Source organism: Alphaproteobacteria bacterium SS10 (genome assembly GCA_019192455.1).
In the GTDB taxonomy this organism is placed as follows: domain Bacteria; phylum Pseudomonadota; class Alphaproteobacteria; order TMED2; family TMED2; genus TMED2.
Genome location: JAHCML010000003.1, coordinates 956,720 through 976,031 on the forward strand (window position 1 = coordinate 956,720; position 19,312 = coordinate 976,031).

Here is a 19,312-nt window from a genome sequence, read left to right on the forward strand (position 1 = left end):
AAGCGCTCTACGCCGCCTCCGGGTCTTCTAGTCGGTTGGGTGTTGGTGCCCCGATGGTGGCGCCTGATGTTGCCTGCCAAAGCGTCGGAACAGCTTTCGATACCTGCCAGAAATGGCGTGCCCGATCAGCCGCTATCGCTGGCTTCAAAAGCCACCCAATCGTGCCCCAGAATACTGCCCTAGATGTGTTGAACTTCATCAATAAGAACCAGGCGAGGCGGGCTGACATAGCGCCCCGGCATTGGTGGTGCAGTCGGATAATCGCCTCGGTTAGCATCACATCGCGCTTGTAGCTAAGTGGCTTGGAGCTTCCGCCGCCATGGTGGGTGATATTGCCAAGGGGGGCCTGGCAAACACGCCAACCGCCTGCACGGAAACGCATGCACCATTCGGTTTCCTCACCAAAGAAGAAGTAGCTGGCATCCATCGGGCCAATGGCCTCGACAGCTTGCCTACGCACCATCAAGAAACATCCCGACAGCGTCTCCACATCACGCATTGGGGCATCGGCACTAACATCGGCGATAGCGGGCTTGGGCATAAACTTGTGGAGGCCTAGCAGCTTCGCACTCAAATACCTGAGGCCAGGGAAGGGGCGGTCGCTGATCTGTCGGCTGCCATCGGTATTCAAAACCTGGCATCCAAGCGCGCCAACATTCGCTTCCTTATCGAGTGCCCGAACACAATTGATCAGCACGTTATCGAGGATCTCAGTATCCGTGTTTAGCAATAGCCAGTATCGGCCACGACATTGGCCAAAGGCCTGGTTGTTGGCCGCGGCAAATCCCCGGTTTGCACTGTTCTGGATAAGCTCAACCTGCGGGTAGGTGCTTTGGACCAGCGCCACTGACCCATCGGTTGAGCCATTATCGATCACGATTACCTGGATCGAGAGGTCACCCAGATGTCTGAAGACAGAAGCGAGGCATGCATCAAGCAGCGCTTGGGTGTTCCAATTCACGATGACGATTGAGAGGTCGGTCTCGATGATCTGGTCGCTCATCGCTCACCCCCCAACGATCTGGGGGAGGTTGCCTGTTTGGTCGGCAGCCCAGCCATCCAGGCGCCACTACCGATCAGGAAGAAGAACCAGGCAAATAGCGCGTTCCAGAAGTGAACGGTCAGCCCAACAATGATCAGGCTGATAATCGTCATGCACCAGGCGAGGCGACAATTGCGGGTTCGTTCATCAGCGATCGGTCGACGGCACATCATCAGCATCGTCGCCAGGGTCGCACCGACCAGCATGCCAACGGCTGGCAGCCCATAACGCATGGCGGTTAGCAGCCAGAAGTTGTCGACGCTCGGCCCCATCCAGGCAGCCCGTGCCCAATCGCCAAGGCCAATCCCAAACCATGGGAAGCGCGCAACCTCGGCAACCCCATAATTCCAGATCAGAACCCGGGTGTAGGCATTCTGCGCACTAAAGGTAAGGTGCTGAACGAAAACAATAATCGGGTTTCTGGTCGCGAGAAGATCAACCGCGATATAGGCAAAGGCGAAGCCCAGCAACAGGATGTACCAACGCCCCTTAAAGACGCGGGTCACACGCTCCCAGCCAATAAAGCCCGCCTGCGATGCATAGGCGATCAATGGGCCCGCTGAGAGAGACATAAAGGTTGCGATGCCAATCACACTGGCCCGTATACCGTTGCGGAAGCTAATCCGTGATCGGCCAAGAACCATGTAGGGACCGGCGAGGGCGGTTGAGCAGAACACGCCCAGAAGAATGGGGTGATCAAATGGACCAAAGGCGCGATCTAATCCCAGCCTTGGGTCAATCACAGGGATGGGTGGGCCGCCAAAGACAGACCGCGCCAACTCCCGAATGAAGTGCTTACCGGTAATGGCTTCTGGAATGGTGACGATGGCGAGGCCAATAACGATCAGCAAGTGCAGCTTGAGCATTGCCTCGTAATCATCGGCATTGCGGATGTAACAGCGGGCAATTAGATAGGCGCCCACAGCCTCCAGCCCATAAACGCCGCCACTCTCAATCATCACGGCGACACCGCCAAAGTTCATTAGCGAGAGGCCAACCCAAACGGCATGCCCGGCGACCAGCCAGTCAGTGATAATCAGCTTGCCGCAGCGGCCGCTGAATAGGCGAATGAGGGCGGTAAACAGGCCGAAGATAATCAGTATTCGGTAGGGGGAGAGGCGAAGTCCGCCAAACGAAACCGAGGTTTCCGGCGGCATTAGTAACAGCAGCATCAAGCCGGTAACCGGCCACGCCAGATGCCGTAGCGGATTGCGAACCGATCGTTTAGCCCGCACGGGCGGTACGCCAGCGGGGTTACCCTGCCGTGGCAGCACATCCGACGCTTGGATTGTCCATCCACTCATACAGATGCCGGGTGGTTATAGGGGAACCGCAACATGGCTTCGGTGCTGCCCAAATAGGTCGATCGATATCCCGGGATATTCCGGTCATAGTGCACCGCACCCTACGCGCGCGGTCTTTGACTAAGGTTCGCAAGCTGGGTGCCATGCAGAAGGGCAGCATGGTGCATTTCATTAACCAATTGTTTTTAAATTGAAAAATGCACGGTTGTTGTGTGTCTACGAAGCAAAAGCGTTGCGTTTCAGTTGAATCAATATTGCATAATGCAATGATTTTTGACTTTCGACCCATCTTGCAAAACGCAATCATTGCAAAATGCGACACCCTGGGTTTGGTCTATATTGCTCATCTTGTAACCCGCTGTTTTTGTTGGCTTTAGGCTGGCATGCCAGTTTGGCAACCATCTTGCTCATAACTACGCGCAGGCCGCGATGGCTGCTGGTAGGGCTGAGGGATACGATGGGTATTCTTCCAGACAATGTGATCGAGGAACGCGCCGCGCTGTTGAGCGACACGGTGCCAGCCGATGCGTCTGAGGCGCCGGTCACCCGCGGCCAAATCCCAACCGTTCCGCCGATGTCAAAGCTGTGGTCGCTGACCCAGCGTGGGCTGGCCTTGATGACGATCATCATCTCGTCGCCAGTCTTCCTAATGCTGTTCATTGCGGTGAAGCTAACCTCCCGCGGTCCGTTCCTTTACCGCCAGACCCGGTACGGTGCGGGCGGCCTTCCGTTTGAGACCCTGAAGGTCCGGACCATGACGGTCGGCGCCGATAAAGATCAAAGCCGCGCCATCTACGTCGCGGCCGGCGACCCGGAAATTACCCGCATCGGCCGGTTGCTGCGCGACCTGAAACTCGATGAGCTGCCACAGCTGTGGAATGTGGTCCGTGGCGATATGGCGTTGGTTGGCCCGCGCCCGATTGCGCCAGCGCTTCAAGAGCAGTTGGAAGAGAAAATCCCCGGCTTCCGTCTGCGTTTGGCGGTACAGCCTGGCCTGACCAGCCTTGCCCAGATCTGCATTATCCGAAACGCCGAGGGTGCTGGCATGCTGCGCGATTGGCAGATGCGGTTTGAGGCGGAGATGCACTACATCGCCAACCGCTCCTTTGCTTATGATGCCATCGTCATTGCCATGACGGTTCTGTACCTAATCCGCCGTGTGTTTAGTGAAACCGTAATCCGCCGTCTTGGTCGTGCCTTCCAGGTTTCGGCCGCAACCGCTGCTTGCCTACTGCTGGTTGGTTGCCTCGGTTATGGCGGTGAGGTTGAGACCGATGGCCCGCTGACCCGGCTGCAGGTTACCGATAACGGTCCCGTTGCCCTAAGCGGTGAGCCAGCGCGCGATACCAAGGCAGCTATTCAGCGTGAGGCCGTACGGGTCGAAGCACTCGCGGCGGGTGAGCCTGATCCGGCCTACCGCGTTGGTCCTGGCGATATCCTGTCCATCAACGTGTTTGATGAGCCTGGCCTCAACCAGCTGTTGCTGCGGGTTGATGATCGCGGCCAGGTGCAGATCCCGGTGCTTGAGAACTTTGAGGTTGAGGGCAAGACCGAGGTCGAAATCCGAGATGATCTGAAAGAGGCGTTTTCAGATCGGTTTAAAGATCCATGGGTGCTGGTGCAGGTCGCCGAATACCGCAGCCAGCCAATCTATCTGTTGGGTGAGTTTAACTCGCCGGGCGTCCGGTATCTTGAACGTCCGACGAACATTGTTCAGGCAGTAAGCCTGGGCAATGGCATCCGGGAGAGCGCGTCACTCAGGGGAGCGCAGCTGCGCAGGGATGGGCGCGTTCTCCCGATCGATGTCGAGGCGTTGCTGCGCGACGGTCGGGAAGAACAGAATATCTGGCTTCAGCCGGGTGATACCTTGTTCATGCCCAACGCGTCTGAGCGTCAAGCCTATGTGCTCGGTGCTGTTGAGGACCCCGGTGCTGTCTCACTGGCTCGCAAGCCACTGACCCTTCTGCAGGCAATTTCCCAAGTGGGTGGACCGCTAACACCGGCCGCTGATATGCAGCAGGTGCGTATTATCCGCGCCCATTCACCGCTAGAGGGTGAGTTGCTGGTCGTCGATGCTGACGCCATCCTCTCTGGCAACATGTTGGACCTGCCATTGCAGGCCGATGACCTTGTGTTCGTTCCAAAGAGCGACATTGGCGACTGGAACGATGTGGTCGCCACCATTCTTCCATCGCTTCAACTGGTTGGCGCCACGCTCCAACCCTTTGTTCAGGTTCGCTTCCTATTGGATGACGATTGAGCCATGGCCGGATACCGACATCACGGGGGGAGGGGCCGCGCCTTGTTCGCGCCTTTCGCGCTCGCCGTCGGTTTGGCGGCTGGCATTGGGCTTGGCCTAGTCCCGCTATCAGCCTTGGCGCAACGTGAAAGCCCGGTTCAGTCCGGTGCTCGGCCCCTTGGCCTGGATATCGTGGCGCCGGTGAACCGTGCCCGTTCTGACCGGCCAAGCCGCCGGTTCCATCGGAATGCCTACCCGGTCATCTACGACAATCTCGGGCTTGGACCAACCGACACAAACTGGACCGGGGTTAACGATATCGTTGCCCTGGACCCCAGCGATATCGTGCTGGTTGAGGAGTACGACGTCCGTGTCTACTTCGTGAATGAGCGGTCAGACTCTGCCAATGCCCTTGGTTTCTTTGACCGCCCGGCTTCACAACCAGACAACAATTACGCGGGTATCAATCCGCAATTGATCTTCCCCGACGCGTCATCAGCAGTCGATTTCTGGGATGGAACGGGGCAGATCACGCGCAATCAGGCGACACCGCTGGCGCCAGGTGATTTCGTTGATATCGGCACGTTCTCCGCCGACACCAATCTGGACTTCTTCCTGCTGCCCAACGGTCAAACGCCCGCTGCGTTTAGTGAGGCGGACATTAACCCTGGCGGTTTCCAGCAGTTCGTCGCCTTTGCCCAGGCGGACAGCCCCTATCTGGTGCTGCGGGTTGAGGAGCAGTTCACTGGTGCTGATAACGAGTTTGATGATGCCGTTTTCGCCGTTGATCTGGGCGTAAACAATGTTCGGGGGCTGATCGCAGCCTCTGTCCCTCTACCAGCCCCAGTGCTGGCTCTGCTGTTGCCATTGCTGCTGTTGGTGCGTCGTCAGTTGCAGGCCTACCGCGCGAAGCGTGATGCCCTGTCCGGCAAGCCTTGCGGGGTGGCGGCATGACAGTCTTGAAACAGATGCCAGGCTGGCTTGTTACCAGCGTCGCCTTTGTAATTGCAGTCCTGCTGCATCAGGAGGCCTGGCAATACATCTTGCAGCAAGCGCTGCGGCCAGAGCGGTTTGATTTCTGCATCATCGCCTTGCTGTTGGTTGGATACTTCATCTACCGCAAACAGGACGTGCTGCGCTTCGGTATGCCATCGATTTGGATGCTGTTGGCCGTTATCGGGGGCAGTTTGGTGGCCTCAAGCTTGGCGGCTAGTGCCGATATCTTGGTGCTAACCCATCTGGCAGCGCTCGCTGCCGCTGGTGGAGTTCTGATTGCCGGGCTGTTGCCGAGTGGCCGTGTTGCGGGCGGGGTCGCCACCGCCGCCATGGTGTTCACCCTGCCAATCCCTGGCATCGTCAACGACTTACTAACCCCAATGCTCCAACGTGCAGATGCGCGGATCGTCGAATTCACGCTGCGGGCGCTTGAGTTCGATGCGGTCCGTCAGGGCAACCAAGTTTTCACCAATGAGGCAGTGATCCGTATTGAGCAAAGCTGCAATGGGTTGATGCTGCTCTGGCCAATTCTAGTCAGTTCATTCCTCGGCTTTTGGTTGAGCAGCTATACGGTTGCCAGCCGTGTTCGGTTGATCGCAGCCATTGCCGTCTTGGCATTGATCGCCAATCTGCTGCGCTTACTCGGCATCTCGTTTGCCTATGTGTTGCTGCCAGAGACGGATGCCAATCTGGTTCATGACATCCTTGGCTACGGCACGATGGTGGCCTTTGGTGTACTGCCGCTGGTCCTGCTAGATCCGGTGCTAACTGCGCAACAAATGGTTTCTGATGAGCCAAAGCCGTCAGCACTAAAGCCATTGGCGGCACCTGTTTGTTTTGCAGCCATTTGTGCCTTGGTCATCGGTGTGGCCGCACCAACCACTGTGGCTGCTGAGCGCCGTGCCGTGCCCTTGCCGATCGCCCATGGTGGGTGGGTGAGTGAGGCACTCGACATCACCGATCAAGAACTGCAGATCCTGGCGCCACGGGCGATTGCGAAGCGACGCTACGTCAACATGGACGGCCCTGGGCAAGAGGTGGTTCTGCTGGTTGCCATTTATGACAACGCCATGGAGGCTGGCGCCCATAATGCGGATCGCTGCTTTGAGGCGCTTGGCTGGACCAAGCTGCAGCATCGCAGCCTGTCGATGGTTAGTTTTGGTGAAGGCGCATCGGCGGCCAGCCAGCAGGTTCAAGAGTATGTTTTCCAGCGCCTCTATTTCCGGCAGCGGGTGTTTGAGGCCTTGGTCCCGCTTGATGTCGAGGATGGCGCCACGGCAGGTACGGTTGCTCGCATTCAGCTGGTTCTGCCGGAGGGGTTAACTGCCGCCCGCAATCAATCATTGCTGCGCGAGTTTGGCAGCCTGGTATCGGAGATCGAGCTATGACCGATCAACCGACCAGACAGATACCATGGGGCCGCATTGCCCTGGTTCTTGCCCTGCTGATTGTCATGGGGGCAGGGGCGCTCGGCTTACGCTTGGTCAATCGTTGTATCAACTGGCATGGCGATGGGATGGGCCTGTCGCTTGATCAGCAACCTGTGGCCATCGCCCGGAACTTGGCTGGCCTTGTGTCTGAGCCGGTTTGCGCACATCACGTGGATGCCGCCGTTTGGATGCGCCTTGCCGAGGCCTATCATCGGGTGCCGGAGATTGATGACCTTAACCGGCGCCGCGCGCTAGGCTCCTGGCAGGAAGCATCGCTTTTAGCCCCGCGCGATCCAGCGGTTCTAACTGGTCTGGCCAAAGCGTTTATCGATTTAGGGCAGTTCAATTACGCCCTGCGCCCGGCCTCGGCAGCCCTTCGTGTTGATCCTGGCAATCAGGTTGCAGGCCGACAGCTGGTCTCAATCTACCTGTCGCTTGAGGACGAGTTGGCAGCAGCAGACATGCTGATTGACCTGTTCGCGAATGATGATGCTGTTTTCGCCCCGCTTTGGGCCCGCCTGGCAGTTGAGACAATTGTGGGTGGTGTTAACGAAGATGCCGTCGCGGTCATCACACCGTTGTCTGAGCAGTTCAATCAACTGGTCGATGACGACAGCGTGCGTTTCGCCCAGGCGGTCAGCCTCGCGTTCCAGTTCGGCTTGAATGGCGATAGCGACCGAATGGCGGATGCGTTGAAGCAGTTGCCAGTCGCAGATGCTGCGGCAGGTGACCGTCTGGATGTGATGAAGCTTTATGAGCAGCTGGGGCTTATCGCTGAAATCCGGGATGGGATGTCAGCGGTACGGAGCGATGAGCTGAGCGATGGCGAGAAGCTTCGCCTGGCCCGCACGCTGTGGCTGCTTGAGGATAACGCAGCTGTGCTTGAGCGCTTTGCGGATGATCTGACCTTTAAACGGCAGGATCCGGAAGGCGCCCTGATCATCACCTTGGCCTCGCTGGCTGAGCAGCAGCCCATGCACTTCACCACCCAGTTGCGTGAGAGTGGGGATGACATCAGCACCTGGGATCAGCGCCTCGAGGCATTGCAGCAAACCGTTACGGTAAACGATGCCGTGCTTGCTGAGGCCATGCTCGACAGGGTTATGGGGCTTCGTGATCTGCTGCCGCGTTCTGGCGTGTTGAGCATTCTATCCGCCGCCATTTGGGAGCAGATGGAGGAGCCGGAGCTGGTGCAAAGCAACCTGGCTACCGCCCGGTTCATTATGGGCGCGCCGTTGAACGACCTCGACCGCATTCCGCGGCCGCAGATTAACTTCCGCGATGATCCTGCCCGTGCAGCGTTATCTCGGTGCAGCACTGACGCGCTGGGTCTCAACGATCAACAGGATGATATGGCGCGGGCCACCGCTGTTGCAGGGTGTTGGGATCAGCTGATCGCGCAGTATCCGGGTAGCATGCTCGTCGTTCGCGCGGCCATCGGTGACACGCGTCTATCGCTTACCGATCCCAAACGCCGTGATTACCTTACGCTGTTAGAGGCGAATAGCCCGTTCCAGGCGGCCTTTTGGCGTCGGGCTAAGGCACGCGATCTGCTGAAGGGGCAGCCGGATGAGGAGCTAGCGTCTGAGGCGCTGCTTTTGCTGCGCCCATTGCTGCAGCAACCGCAGCCACGCGCGGACACCCTTGTGCTGGCTGGGTCAGCCTATGGCGCACTCCATGACACCAGCCGTGCCTTTAGGCATTTGGGCGATGCGATCCTGCAGCAACCCGCCTTTGCGCCAATGGTCCATGGCATCAGTCTCGATATCTACGCTGATGAGGCGGTCATGGTGCCGCGCATGTTAATCAAGTGGTGGGAGGTCTTTGCCGTCCTGGAGGCCAAGGCACTGTTCGGCGGCGGTTTTGATGTCGAGCTTCGCGACATGATCATCAACGTGGTTCGCCGCCGGCTGGAGACCATGAACAACTGGGCATTAGCTGAGGAGGATGCCGACCTCATTGCCGCGCTTTCGAGCATCAATTTTGAAACCTTAACGGTGGACGGTCTTCGTCCAGTGGTGGAGTAGCCCGATGCCCGGTGATCTATTCTCCACCCGACGGTCCGTGACCCAGGCGCCAGATATCATGGAAGATCTGCGCAATGCGGTCGCCAACCCCTCCGATATCGGTAACGCCCATCAGGGTGAGGAGGTTGCCCCTGACGAGGTGATGGAGGCGGCAACCCGTGTGCTGGATGAGGCGAATAGGGCAGCCATTGCCAGTGCCGCTGATGGCCTCTGCATCATCGACGGTGCGACCCGAATTCTTCAGGCGAACCACGCAGCCGGGGCCTTGTTCGGCGAGACGATTGAATCTCTGATCTTTGAGCGGCTGAGTGACTGGATTGAGTTTGCCGAGCTGATCAATGCCGACGGCACGACGGACAGTGGCGCGCTCGAAGATCATTTGCGGCAGGCTGCGGGCTCTGCGGCACCATTGCGGGCGGAGGGTTTGCTGCGCGGTAAGGATGGTGTGGCACTGCCGGTTGAGTTGCGTCTCGCCGTTATTCCAACCGGCATGTTGGACAGTGCCCCAAGGCGCTTCATCGTTTGGTGCCGGGACTTATCTGAGCAGCGTAATCAGGCACTAACGGCACGGCGCCACACCCAATTACTTACCCGTGCCGAAGCACTCGCCAACCAAGTGTCTTGGTTCTGGAGCCACCATAGCGGTGACCTTGAATGGTCGGGCAATGCCCTGGGCTTCTTTGGGGAAGAGCGTCCGAAGCTGCGCGATCTGCTTGAGCGGTTGGATGATGATGACCGTCGCCGGGTGACCGATGCACTCGGTCAGCTTCGCAAGGCTCGTAAGGCCGATGTGCCCCCAGTATCCCTCCGTTTGGTTGATCGCGCCGGGGCTGAGCCTCGACAGCTACAGATCGATTGCGGTGTTGTCGCCGGTAGCGGCCAGATGATCATCGGTCTTAGTGGTACCATCCGCGATATTAGTGAGCGCATTCATCATGAGCAGCAATTGAAGGCCGCGCTGGCGAAAGCGCAGGAAGCCGATGCCGTAAAGTCCGCCTTCCTCGCGATGATGGGCCATGAGTTCAAAACCCCGATGAATGGCTTACTGGGTGCACTCGATCTGATCCGCCGTGCGCCAGTGTCTGAGAGCCATGACCGGCTGGTTGATATTGCGCAGCAATCGGCCGCACATCTGCGGCATATGCTAGACGACGTGATTGCCTTCTCAACGCTTCAAGCGGGCGGGGAGAGCGCAACACCACTAAGAGCACAGCCGTTTAACCTGCGTGATGAGCTGGTGACGGCACTAGAGCGCTGGCGCGATAAGGCAGAGGATCGTGGCCTGAAGCTGCATCTGGAGATTGAGCCCGAGGCACCACAGCGGATCAGCTCTGATCGTGGGCGGTTGCATCAGATCCTCGACAAGCTGCTTAGCAATGCCATTAAGGCATCTATGGATGGCTTGATTATGCTGCAGGTCTCGCGCAGCAATGACGTTGCGCTGGCCCCTGAGGGATGCGTTGATTTGATTGTGGCTGATTGCGGCCCGGGCATTCCGGAGGATCGCGCCGAGGCAATCTTTGAGCCGTTTGTGCGCATCGGGAAAATCAATGAGGGCGCTGCCGGTGCCGGGCTCGGCCTTGCCATCGCGCGCAGCCTGTCACTGAGCCTAAGCGGTGAGCTGGAGCTGTTAGAAACATCAGAAGCCTCAAGCGACGGCGCTCGCTTTAGAATGCGCCTGCCGATTGGTTTGCTGGGTGAGGCTGCTGGTCACGCGACGCCAGAAGGCTTTGGCACAGCCGCTGTGCCGTCATCAGCGGGCCATCATTCAAGGCCGCTGAGCGTCCTGATTGCCGATGACAACGCTATCAACCGCGAAGTTTTGGCCGCCTATCTCGGTGAAGAACAGCACCGTGCCGTTGTCGTAACCAATGGCCAAGAGGCGGTTGATGAGGCCGCCCGCCAAAGCTTCGATGTCATCCTGCTAGATATCTCAATGCCGGTGATGGATGGCTTTGAAGCCGCCCGCCGCATTCGCCAACACAATGGCTTTAATGTCGACACGCCAATTGCGGCCCTCACTGCCTTCTCCATGGCCGCGAAGGCGGAAGAGCTGGAGCAGGGGCGTGTCGGTGCCGTCTTTAACAAACCAATCGATTGGCCGGCCCTGATGGGTTGGATCAATCGCGTCACCGCCAAAGGGGAGCCGATGGCTGAAACGAGTAATGAGGATACAGGCGTGGAGGTTACCTCCGGTGCGGTGTCCTTGATCGATCAAGCGCTGGTACAGCAGCTATCGGGCTCGCTGCCACCGGAGACCGTGGCCAGCTTATTCGCCCGGTTTAAGGATGACCTAGCCAACCGTCTGGAGCTGCTGGATCAGGCCATACAGAACAAAGATGTGCATCATGTTGGGCAGTTGAGCCATGCGCTCTGCGGTATCGCCTCAGCTTTTGGTGCCATGCAGCTCGAGCGGGAAGCGCGCGTGCTGCACAACATGCCCGAACAGATTTTAAACCCAACGCAGCCACCGGTAATCGAGCGGTTGCGGCATCTGGCGGATAACTCCGTCGAACTACTGACTGAACAACTTAACCAAACAGAAGCGGGGTAAACCCATGCTGGCGAGAAAACCAAACATACTGATCGTAGAAGACGCGATGGTGTTGGCCGAAACTTATCGGGCCTTCCTCGGGAAACATAATCTCAGCGCGGATATCGTGAACACGGTAACCGAAGGTGAGCAGCATTTGGCGCAACAAGAATATGACGTCATGTTGCTCGATCTAGGGCTGCCAGACCGTAACGGTACTGAGCTGCTTGAGGGCTTGGATGGCCAGGATGGTGGTCCCGCGACCATCGTGATTACCGCCGATGGCTCGATTAACCGCGCGGTTGAGGCCATGCGACTTGGCGCCTTCGACTTCCTCGTGAAGCCGTTTAACGAGGATCGCCTCGTGACCGCCGTGAACAACGCACTCGATGCAGCGGAAGTCCTGCGCGGTGTGAATAATGAAGCCCCTGCGGAGACCATTAAGGCGGAAAGCCTTGAAGGCATGATCGGTCGCGCCCCCGCGATGAACCATGTGCGCTCAACCATCGCCAGCGTTGCGCAATCCAAGGTTCCTGTCTTCATCACCGGTGAAAGCGGTACGGGTAAAGAAGTTTGCGCCACCGCTATTCATAAGGCCGGTGACCGTAAGGATAAGCCGTTTATCGCCATCAACTGTGCGGCCATTCCTAAGGACCTGATGGAAAGCGAGTTGTTTGGCCATATCAAGGGGGCGTTTACCGGCGCAACCTCGCATCGCTTAGGTGCGGCACAAGCGGCTGATGGTGGCACGCTGTTCCTTGATGAAATCTGTGAGATGGACATCAGCCTGCAGTCCAAACTGCTGCGATTCTTACAGACTGGCCAGGTGAAGAAGGTTGGTGCGGAAACCGATGAGAAGGTGGATGTGCGGATCATCTGTGCCACCAACCGTGACCCGATGGCGGAGATTGCCGCCGGCCGGTTCCGGGAGGACCTCTATTACCGCCTCCACGTTGTACCGTTGAACCTGCCACCGCTGCGGGATCGTCGCTCTGATATCCCTCTGCTGCTAAGTCATTTCGTTAGCACCTATGCGGCCGATGAAGGTAAGCGGTTCGATGGCTTTACCTCCGATGCGCTTGAACGGCTTGAGGCCTACCCATGGCCAGGCAATATCCGCGAGCTGCAGAACACCGTTCGGCATATTGTGGTAATGAACCCAGGCGGCACGGTTAAGTCGGAGGACCTGCCAGAGTATCTGGGGCGTGGCGCGCCGCCTGCTGCGGCAGGCATGGGCATGCCGGCACAGGCAGCGATACAGATGCCGGGCGACCCACAGGCAAATGTGGTTCACATGCCGCTGGCCTCACCAGCCGCGCAGGCACAGGTGTTGAACGGCCTATCTGCCGAAGCGCTGCTGCGTCCGCTCTGGAAGACTGAGAAGGACATCATTGAGGCGGTCATTCAGCACTGCAATGGCAACATCTCTCGCGCCGCGCGTATCCTGGAGATCAGCCCATCGACCATCTATCGCAAGCGCGAGCAGTGGGAAAAGTGGCTGGCTGACGAGATGTCAGTTACCGCCGTTAATTGAGGCATCATCCGGCCGTAAAGGCTGGGTGTGCTCAATCAAGATATCGGGTTGGCAGACGAGGCGCTTAAACAGCTCTCGCTCTGCCGAACTCGTGTTCTCAAACATAGCCCGAACTAGCCAGCGCCGCTGATGCAGGTGGCGCCGCACCCGATCAATGCGGGGTAGGCGGCTCTCACGCCAAGCAACAACTAGCTCCTTGGCCATCCCGTCACCGCAGATTGTGTCGATCTCAAACGGTGCAATTGCCGCCAGCTCACGGCCAATCAACGGGCCGATGATCGTTGGATTGCTGCGGTAAATCGGCCATTCATCATGGTCCAAAATCTCCATGTACCGGATGATGCCGATACCCAAAAGGGTGGCGAGGATCATCACAATGATGAACTCGAGAACCAACACGCGAATGATGGCTCGGCCGATGTTGAAGCGGGCCATGGCTACTGCTTCTCCGGCTCTTCGAGCATGTTGAGGAGGTCTAGATTGCGACCAGCAGTGGCAACCGACCCCTCCGGCAGCACAATGGGGTGCCGTGCGCTGTCCCCAGGCATGGATGTGTAGACATGTTCTAACCAGGCCCAGCTAGCAGCGGGCTTATTCGCCAAACCGCTGAGCAGCGTCGCCGTCCGGTCACTGGTTGGCCCGTCCTGAACAAATACGATAAGGGGTATGCCCATCACGGCGAGGGCCAGCAGGCCAGCCTGCCATGGTGCCCGTGGTCGCTCACCTGGCACCAGCAACACCCCCAGTGGCGGCAAGACCAGCACAATGCCGAACAGGACGAGAGCAAGGGTGAAATCAAACACCAACAACGCCAAAAGCATCAGCACAACAGTCAGCACAACGCCGCTGGTCATGATCCATTTGTGCAGAATGATATCGCGCATGGGGTAGGGGCTTTGGTCACGCCTTTGTTCAAGGCCGGTATCAAGTCCTAGGAGCATTACCCATTCAAGGGCTATCTGCGTTAGGTTAGCACTGTGGGATTATGAATTGCCTTCTGGACCCGACATGGTCGCAAAACTGGTTAATTTTCATCGGAGCGGCGCCCTTTGGCGGCTTGCGTTAGCGCTTGTTGTTTCTGGTTTTGCTGGCAATGCCGGTGCGGAGCAGCAGCTCAGGCATTTTGATCCTAAGTTTGATCGGTATGAACAGATCACCTGTGGTGCCAGGATTGTCGACTTCCTTAGCGCCTTGGAAGTTTACCTCCCCATTGACGCTGAGTTGGAGGCGCAGGTGGCCCAGATCGACCTAAGCTTCCCAGATATCGAGGGGGATGATGGCGCTACGGTCGGCTATCAGTTCCGGATTGACCGAGACTTCGAACGCAAAGACGGGCGAGAGGCGGTCATCTATCCGCCAGGTATTTTTGGCAGTGATATCCATGTGGAAACGCATCGGGCCTTTTGCGTCGGCGGTATCTGCGACATCGTTTTGCAGTTCTACCCTCACGATATGCTGCCCGAGGGTGATTACCCCGACCCTGTAACGGCGGTGGTATCTTTGAGTGATAGCGATGGCAAACGCCTTGCCGATTTAGAGCGTGTTCTCGACATTCCAGCGCGGCTAACGGGTTTCACCCCAGAGGCGCGATTTGAGGATTTCAACGTCATGCTTGAACCCGGGCGCGCCATTGTTGAGCCTATGGATGGCTATAAGGACAGGCTTCAGGCCTTCCTAATCCAGATTGCCGATGACAATGGCTGGCGAGAGATTGAGCTGCTTGAGTTCGATACCTCAAACGGCTTTTGGGTCGTCGGCTATGAGGGTGAGCTTAGCTATCTCGGTGTTCTCGCGGTTGATGACACCGGGGTTTGGGAGAATAAGGTCGAATTGGTCGACCTACAGAGGGATTGGCCGGTGGCTCCATTTGGTGGTCAGTGTCGTCGTTAAGAACGGCATCAATCGGCAGGAATAGGAACAGTTATGAGTGTGGAACCAACCAACACCGAAGCGCCCGACGCAATGGCGGTTGAGGAAGTGACCGAGAACGCCGCTGATATTGCGGGCGGTAAGACAGATAGGCACCCCATGGCCCTGCGTCTCGTCCATTGGGTAACAGCCTTCATCATGGCCTGGATGGTGTTGAGCGGTATTGCCCTCGGCATCTATGGCTTCAGCGGCATCCGCAATCTGGTCGGTGGTGAGTGGACCAACTTCATCTACACCTACCATAAGACCTTTGGCGTCATCATTCTGGGGCTGTTCGTTCTGCGTCTAATCATCAAGGCCGCGCGCCCGAAACCGGCACCGCTGACCGAGCTCTCAAAGGCCCAGCATATGATTGCCGGTGCGGTTCATATCGGCCTCTACGTCCTATTGTTTGCGATGCCAGTTTTAGGGTGGCTGGGCACGGCCTCTGGTGGCTTTCCGGTGCAGTTCTTCAGCATCAATCTGCCGGGCCTTATCGGTAAGGATAAAGAGTTGTCGGAGCTGCTGTTCACTCTGCATTGGTATGGCGGCCTGCTGATCACCGTGCTGATCGCCATGCATGTCGGGGCCGCCCTGATGCATCGCTTTGTGAAGAGGGATGGCGTGTTTCGGCGGATTAGCCTGCCTTAATCCATGGCGGCCATACGCGCTTAAGCTCTCGATTTTTTCATGATCTGACCGTAAACAACCGCCCAAGGCATGCGGCGCCTTTAAACGATGCCGCGCGACTTGGGAGGCTTGTTTGCCATGATCGATAAAATCGTATCCCCCGCCGGTGCAGCGGCACTGATCCGTTCCGGTGACACCATTTGTACCTCTGGCTTCGTTGGCATCGGTGTGCCTGAGGAGCTTCTCAAGGCGGTTGAGGATCGGTTCGTTGAGACCAAGGAACCGCGCGACCTAACCCTGATCTTCGCCGCTGGGCAGGGTGATGGGAAAGAGCGGGGGTTAAACCGCCTCGGTCATGATGGCCTGCTCAAGCGTGTTATTGGCGGCCATTGGGGGCTGATCCCCAAGGTTGGTCAGCTGGCGCTCGATGAACAGATTGAGGGCTATAACCTGCCCCAGGGCGTCATCTCCCATATGTTTCGCGATATCGCTGCTGGTAAGCCCGGTGTGATCACGAAGGTTGGCCTCGGTACCTTTGTCGATCCACGTCTTGAGGGCGGTAAAATCAATTCTGTCTCCACTGAGGATCTCGTTCAGCTGATGGAGATTAATGGGGAAGAGCGGCTGTTCTACCCCTGCCATCCGATCCAGGTGGCGCTATTGCGCGGCACCACCGCGGATGAGGCGGGTAACCTGACCCTAGAGCGTGAGGCGCTAATCCTCGACAATCTGGCCATGGCCATGGCGGCCCGGAACTCTGGCGGTGTTGTGATCGCGCAGGTTGAGCGGGTCGTGGCAAAGGGTTCACTCAACCCCCGCGATGTCGTGGTACCGGCGGCGTTAGTTGACGCGGTTGTCGTGGCCGAACCTGAGAACCATGCCCAGACCTTTGCCACTGATTACTCACCCTACTTCTCTGGCGAGGCCCGCGCCCCATCGCGAGGGCAGGAGCCGATGGAGCTTGGCGACCGTAAGGTCATCGCGCGGCGTTGTGCGTTGGAGCTGCCAGTTAATGGTGTGGTCAATCTAGGTATTGGGATGCCGGAGGGGGTTGCCGCCATCGCCGCGGAAGAGCGGATGCTCGAACATGTGACCCTAACGGCAGAGCCAGGCGTAATTGGTGGTCGCCCGGCCAGTGGTCTCGATTTTGGTGCTGCCACCAATACTGATGCGGTCATCGCCCAGAACGCGCAGTTCGATTTCTATGATGGTGGCGGCCTTGATATGGCCTGCCTTGGCATGGCCCAGGTAGATGCTGAGGGCAATGTGAATGTCAGCCGCTTCGGTGGCCGGTTGGCTGGGGCTGGTGGCTTTATCAATATCTCGCAAAACGCCCGCAAGGTGGTGTTTGCCGGCACCTTCCGGGCTGGTGGCATGAACTTGAAGGTTGATGATGGCCGCCTCGAAATCCTGAATGAGGGACGGTCGGCAAAGTTCATCGAGAAGGTTGAGCAGGTGACCTTTAGTGGCCGCCAAGCGATCGCTGATGGCAAGCCAGTGATCTATGTCACCGAGCGCGCGGTGTTTGAGTTGACCGAGCAGGGGCTGGCCCTGACTGAGGTGGCACCAGGCATCGATATTGAGCGGGATATCGTCCGTCAGATGGGCTTTGCGCCCTTGGTGGGGGAGCCCAAAGAGATGGATCCTGCCATCTTTGACCAGGCACTAATCGGCCTGGATAATCGTCTCTTGGATCTAAGCCTCGATGACCGGGTGGCCCTCGATATTGCGGCGAAGCGACTTTACCTCAACTTCCAGGGCATGCGCGTGCGCAACATCGCCGATGTGGATGAGATCGGGAATGAGGTGATCCGCAAATGTGAGCCGCTTGGCTTCCGCGTCGAGGTGGTGGCCAACTATTCAGGCTTCCAGATCGATAGTGATATCGCAGATGCCTATGGCGCCATGGTGAAGTCGATGGAAGATCGCTTCTACACCCATGTTAGTCGCTACACGACGTCTGCCTTTATGAAGCTGAAGCTGGGCCACACCCTTAAGCGCGATGTAGCACCGCACATCTTTGAAACGAAGGATGAGGCCCAGGGCTTCTTAGAACGCCTGAAAGGCTAGGCGGCTTGCCGGGCTTACATGCCCAGCTTGCGCCGCTCTTCTGGCTTTGGATCGTTGCTTGGCTGACGCTTAGGCCGGATCAGATGACTGATGTCTTGATCCTCAGCCCCGGCACCTGGGCGTAGACCCGCCAGGTTCTGCAGATTGTACATGCGGTCTGGTGCCAGCGGTGGCGGCAGCATGCCTTTGATCTCTTCATAGGATGGCATCTTCTCAACCTGCCCATAGCCGGACACGGTTGGTGGGCTGCGGCGCCAATCGGCGGCAACTCGGCGGATGTCTTCAATCGTGACCGCTTCAAGCTTCTCTTTTAGCTCAGCCATCGGGGTCACCTTGCCATCACGCAGGACCTCACGGCCCAGGCTGTCGCGGCGGTCTTCCATGGCCTCTTGCTGACCAGCAAGGCCGGTCATCAGGCGCCGCCGCACCTTGTCCAGCTCTCCCTGGCTGGCATCTTCGGATAGCCGTACAATCTCACGGGCCATGACAGGCACCATCTCGGCCAGCTCATCCTTCGTCGTGCCACCATAGGCGTACATGATGCCGGTATCTTCATTGCCGGTCAGGGCCGCGGAGGTTGTGTAAACCAGGCTGCGCTTTTTCCGCACTTCCTCAAATAGGCGGGAGGACATGCCACCGCCCAGGATTTGGGAAGCCAGTACATGGGCGTAATAGTCCGGGTGGTTGCGGCCAACGCTCTTCATGCCAATGGCGAAGTGGGCCTGTTGAATTTGGCCTTCTTGCTTGTGATAGCCGCCAACATACTCAATTGGATCGGCGGGCTCTGGCATGCCTTTGGGCAGGTTGGTGAAATGCTCCTTCGCGTGGGCGACGACCTCGTCATGATCCACATTGCCTGAGACGGCGAGGACCATATTCTCACCGGTGTAGTGCTCTTTGATGTAGTCGAGGAACGCCTGACGCGGCAGGTCTTGGATATTCTCAGCTGGGCCTAGAACCGTGCGGCCATAAGGCTGGTCTGGGTAGGCCTCTGCCATCATCCCGTTATACATCTGGGCCATGGCGTTATCCTGGCTGCGGGAGATCTCCTGCTGCACGACGCCGCGTTCTTTGTTCAGCTCATCCTCTGGGATTTGGCTGTTCTGAACCATATCGGCCAGAACGCCGATGGATTTGCCCAGGCTCTCTTTCAGGCCGGTGAGGTGATAGGCGGTGAGGTCCTTGGCCGTGTAGGCATTCACACCCAGACCTTCCATCTCGATCTCTTCGATCAACTCATCAGCGGTGCGCTTGTTCGTGCCCTTAAACATCAGGTGCTCAAGGAAGTGGCTGATGCCGTTATTCTCAGGCACCTCATGCTTGGCACCAACGCCGACATAGACGCCAGCGGACATGGTCTCAACATGGGGCACGCTATCGGTCACGATGGTGAGCCCGTTATCGAGACGGGTAATACGGATGTTTTCGGCGGCCATGTGGCTCTCCCCTAAAAGTATTGCTCAGCACCATCCGGGTTGGCGGATGGGCGGTTCGATCAACACCCGCGGGGGAGAGACGAGGGCGTGATGCGCAACCGTCCTGACAGGGGGAGAGTGTCCGTCGGTTGGTTGCTATATGGTGGACCGCTGGGCCAATATT

14 protein-coding genes are annotated in these 19,312 nt (G+C 57.9%); 9 read left to right on the top strand and 5 right to left on the bottom strand.

Annotated features, from left to right (window positions below):
- Positions 1 to 7: 7 nt before the first annotated feature.
- On the bottom strand, positions 8 to 1,003 hold the full coding sequence (locus tag KI792_04805; GenBank protein ID MBV6632339.1) for a glycosyltransferase family 2 protein: 996 nt from the start codon (positions 1,001 to 1,003) through the stop codon (positions 8 to 10).
- Complete coding sequence (locus KI792_04810; GenBank protein MBV6632340.1) at positions 1,000 to 2,346, bottom strand: hypothetical protein; 1,347 nt, start codon at positions 2,344 to 2,346, stop codon at positions 1,000 to 1,002. Before KI792_04810 ends, KI792_04805 begins: the two co-directional genes overlap by 4 nt.
- Before the next feature lie 457 nt (positions 2,347 to 2,803).
- Here KI792_04810 and KI792_04815 point away from each other — a divergent pair, with 457 nt between their 5' ends.
- The 6 genes from KI792_04815 to KI792_04840 are packed head-to-tail and all read left to right on the top strand — an operon-like array spanning position 2,804 to position 13,105.
- Positions 2,804 to 4,606 carry a sugar transferase gene (locus KI792_04815; GenBank protein MBV6632341.1) on the top strand — a complete coding sequence of 601 codons (1,803 nt, stop codon included), beginning with the start codon at positions 2,804 to 2,806 and terminating at the stop codon, positions 4,604 to 4,606.
- Between the two features lie 42 nt (positions 4,607 to 4,648).
- Positions 4,649 to 5,539, top strand: coding sequence for a DUF4114 domain-containing protein (locus tag KI792_04820; protein MBV6632342.1), 891 nt, complete (start codon positions 4,649 to 4,651; stop codon positions 5,537 to 5,539).
- A complete protein-coding gene (locus tag KI792_04825) occupies positions 5,536 to 6,969 on the top strand; it encodes an exosortase/archaeosortase family protein (GenBank protein MBV6632343.1) in 1,434 nt (477 codons plus the stop codon). Before KI792_04820 ends, KI792_04825 begins: the two co-directional genes overlap by 4 nt.
- Positions 6,966 to 9,038 (top strand): hypothetical protein, encoded by a 2,073-nt coding sequence (locus KI792_04830; GenBank protein ID MBV6632344.1) that lies wholly within the window; start codon positions 6,966 to 6,968, stop codon positions 9,036 to 9,038. The genes KI792_04825 and KI792_04830 overlap by 4 nt, the downstream gene beginning before the upstream one ends.
- Before the next feature lie 4 nt (positions 9,039 to 9,042).
- Positions 9,043 to 11,592 (top strand): response regulator, encoded by a 2,550-nt coding sequence (locus KI792_04835; GenBank protein MBV6632345.1) that lies wholly within the window; start codon positions 9,043 to 9,045, stop codon positions 11,590 to 11,592.
- 4 nt (positions 11,593 to 11,596) lie between these two features.
- Positions 11,597 to 13,105: a sigma-54-dependent Fis family transcriptional regulator gene (locus tag KI792_04840; GenBank protein MBV6632346.1), complete on the top strand. Its 1,509-nt coding sequence runs from the start codon at positions 11,597 to 11,599 to the stop codon at positions 13,103 to 13,105.
- On the opposite strand, the gene KI792_04845 is transcribed toward KI792_04840, so the two are convergent.
- Positions 13,085 to 13,540 (bottom strand): hypothetical protein, encoded by a 456-nt coding sequence (locus KI792_04845; protein MBV6632347.1) that lies wholly within the window; start codon positions 13,538 to 13,540, stop codon positions 13,085 to 13,087. The genes KI792_04840 and KI792_04845 overlap by 21 nt on opposite strands.
- Positions 13,541 to 13,542: 2 nt before the next feature.
- Positions 13,543 to 13,989: a hypothetical protein gene (locus KI792_04850; GenBank protein MBV6632348.1), complete on the bottom strand. Its 447-nt coding sequence runs from the start codon at positions 13,987 to 13,989 to the stop codon at positions 13,543 to 13,545.
- 106 nt (positions 13,990 to 14,095) lie between these two features.
- On the opposite strand from KI792_04850, the gene KI792_04855 reads away from it, so the two are divergent.
- The 3 genes from KI792_04855 (at position 14,096) to KI792_04865 (ending at position 17,713) form a co-directional block, all read left to right on the top strand.
- Positions 14,096 to 14,995, top strand: a complete 900-nt coding sequence (locus KI792_04855; GenBank protein MBV6632349.1) for a hypothetical protein — start codon at positions 14,096 to 14,098, stop codon at positions 14,993 to 14,995.
- A 72-nt stretch (positions 14,996 to 15,067) separates the two neighbouring features.
- Complete coding sequence (locus KI792_04860) at positions 15,068 to 15,664, top strand: cytochrome b (protein ID MBV6632350.1); 597 nt, start codon at positions 15,068 to 15,070, stop codon at positions 15,662 to 15,664.
- A 117-nt stretch (positions 15,665 to 15,781) separates the two neighbouring features.
- Complete coding sequence (locus KI792_04865) at positions 15,782 to 17,713, top strand: acyl CoA:acetate/3-ketoacid CoA transferase (protein MBV6632351.1); 1,932 nt, start codon at positions 15,782 to 15,784, stop codon at positions 17,711 to 17,713.
- A gap of 14 nt (positions 17,714 to 17,727) precedes the next feature.
- Here KI792_04865 and KI792_04870 read toward each other — a convergent pair whose 3' ends face one another.
- A complete protein-coding gene (locus KI792_04870; GenBank protein MBV6632352.1) occupies positions 17,728 to 19,149 on the bottom strand; it encodes an insulinase family protein in 1,422 nt (473 codons plus the stop codon).
- Positions 19,150 to 19,312 lie beyond the last annotated feature (163 nt).

Excerpts from the sequence above, each read along its gene's own strand:
- KI792_04805 (MBV6632339.1), bottom strand. The coding sequence starts at position 1,003 with ATGAGCGACCAGATCATCGAGACCGACCTCTCAATCGTCATCGTGAAT.
- KI792_04810 (MBV6632340.1), bottom strand. The coding sequence starts at position 2,346 with ATGAGTGGATGGACAATCCAAGCGTCGGATGTGCTGCCACGGCAGGGT.
- KI792_04815 (MBV6632341.1), top strand. The coding sequence starts at position 2,804 with ATGGGTATTCTTCCAGACAATGTGATCGAGGAACGCGCCGCGCTGTTG.
- KI792_04825 (MBV6632343.1), top strand. The coding sequence starts at position 5,536 with ATGACAGTCTTGAAACAGATGCCAGGCTGGCTTGTTACCAGCGTCGCC.
- KI792_04830 (MBV6632344.1), top strand. The coding sequence starts at position 6,966 with ATGACCGATCAACCGACCAGACAGATACCATGGGGCCGCATTGCCCTG.
- KI792_04835 (MBV6632345.1), top strand. The coding sequence starts at position 9,043 with ATGCCCGGTGATCTATTCTCCACCCGACGGTCCGTGACCCAGGCGCCA.
- KI792_04840 (MBV6632346.1), top strand. The coding sequence starts at position 11,597 with ATGCTGGCGAGAAAACCAAACATACTGATCGTAGAAGACGCGATGGTG.
- KI792_04845 (MBV6632347.1), bottom strand. The coding sequence starts at position 13,540 with ATGGCCCGCTTCAACATCGGCCGAGCCATCATTCGCGTGTTGGTTCTC.
- KI792_04850 (MBV6632348.1), bottom strand. The coding sequence starts at position 13,989 with ATGCGCGATATCATTCTGCACAAATGGATCATGACCAGCGGCGTTGTG.
- KI792_04860 (MBV6632350.1), top strand. The coding sequence starts at position 15,068 with ATGGCGGTTGAGGAAGTGACCGAGAACGCCGCTGATATTGCGGGCGGT.
- KI792_04865 (MBV6632351.1), top strand. The coding sequence starts at position 15,782 with ATGATCGATAAAATCGTATCCCCCGCCGGTGCAGCGGCACTGATCCGT.
- KI792_04870 (MBV6632352.1), bottom strand. The coding sequence starts at position 19,149 with ATGGCCGCCGAAAACATCCGTATTACCCGTCTCGATAACGGGCTCACC.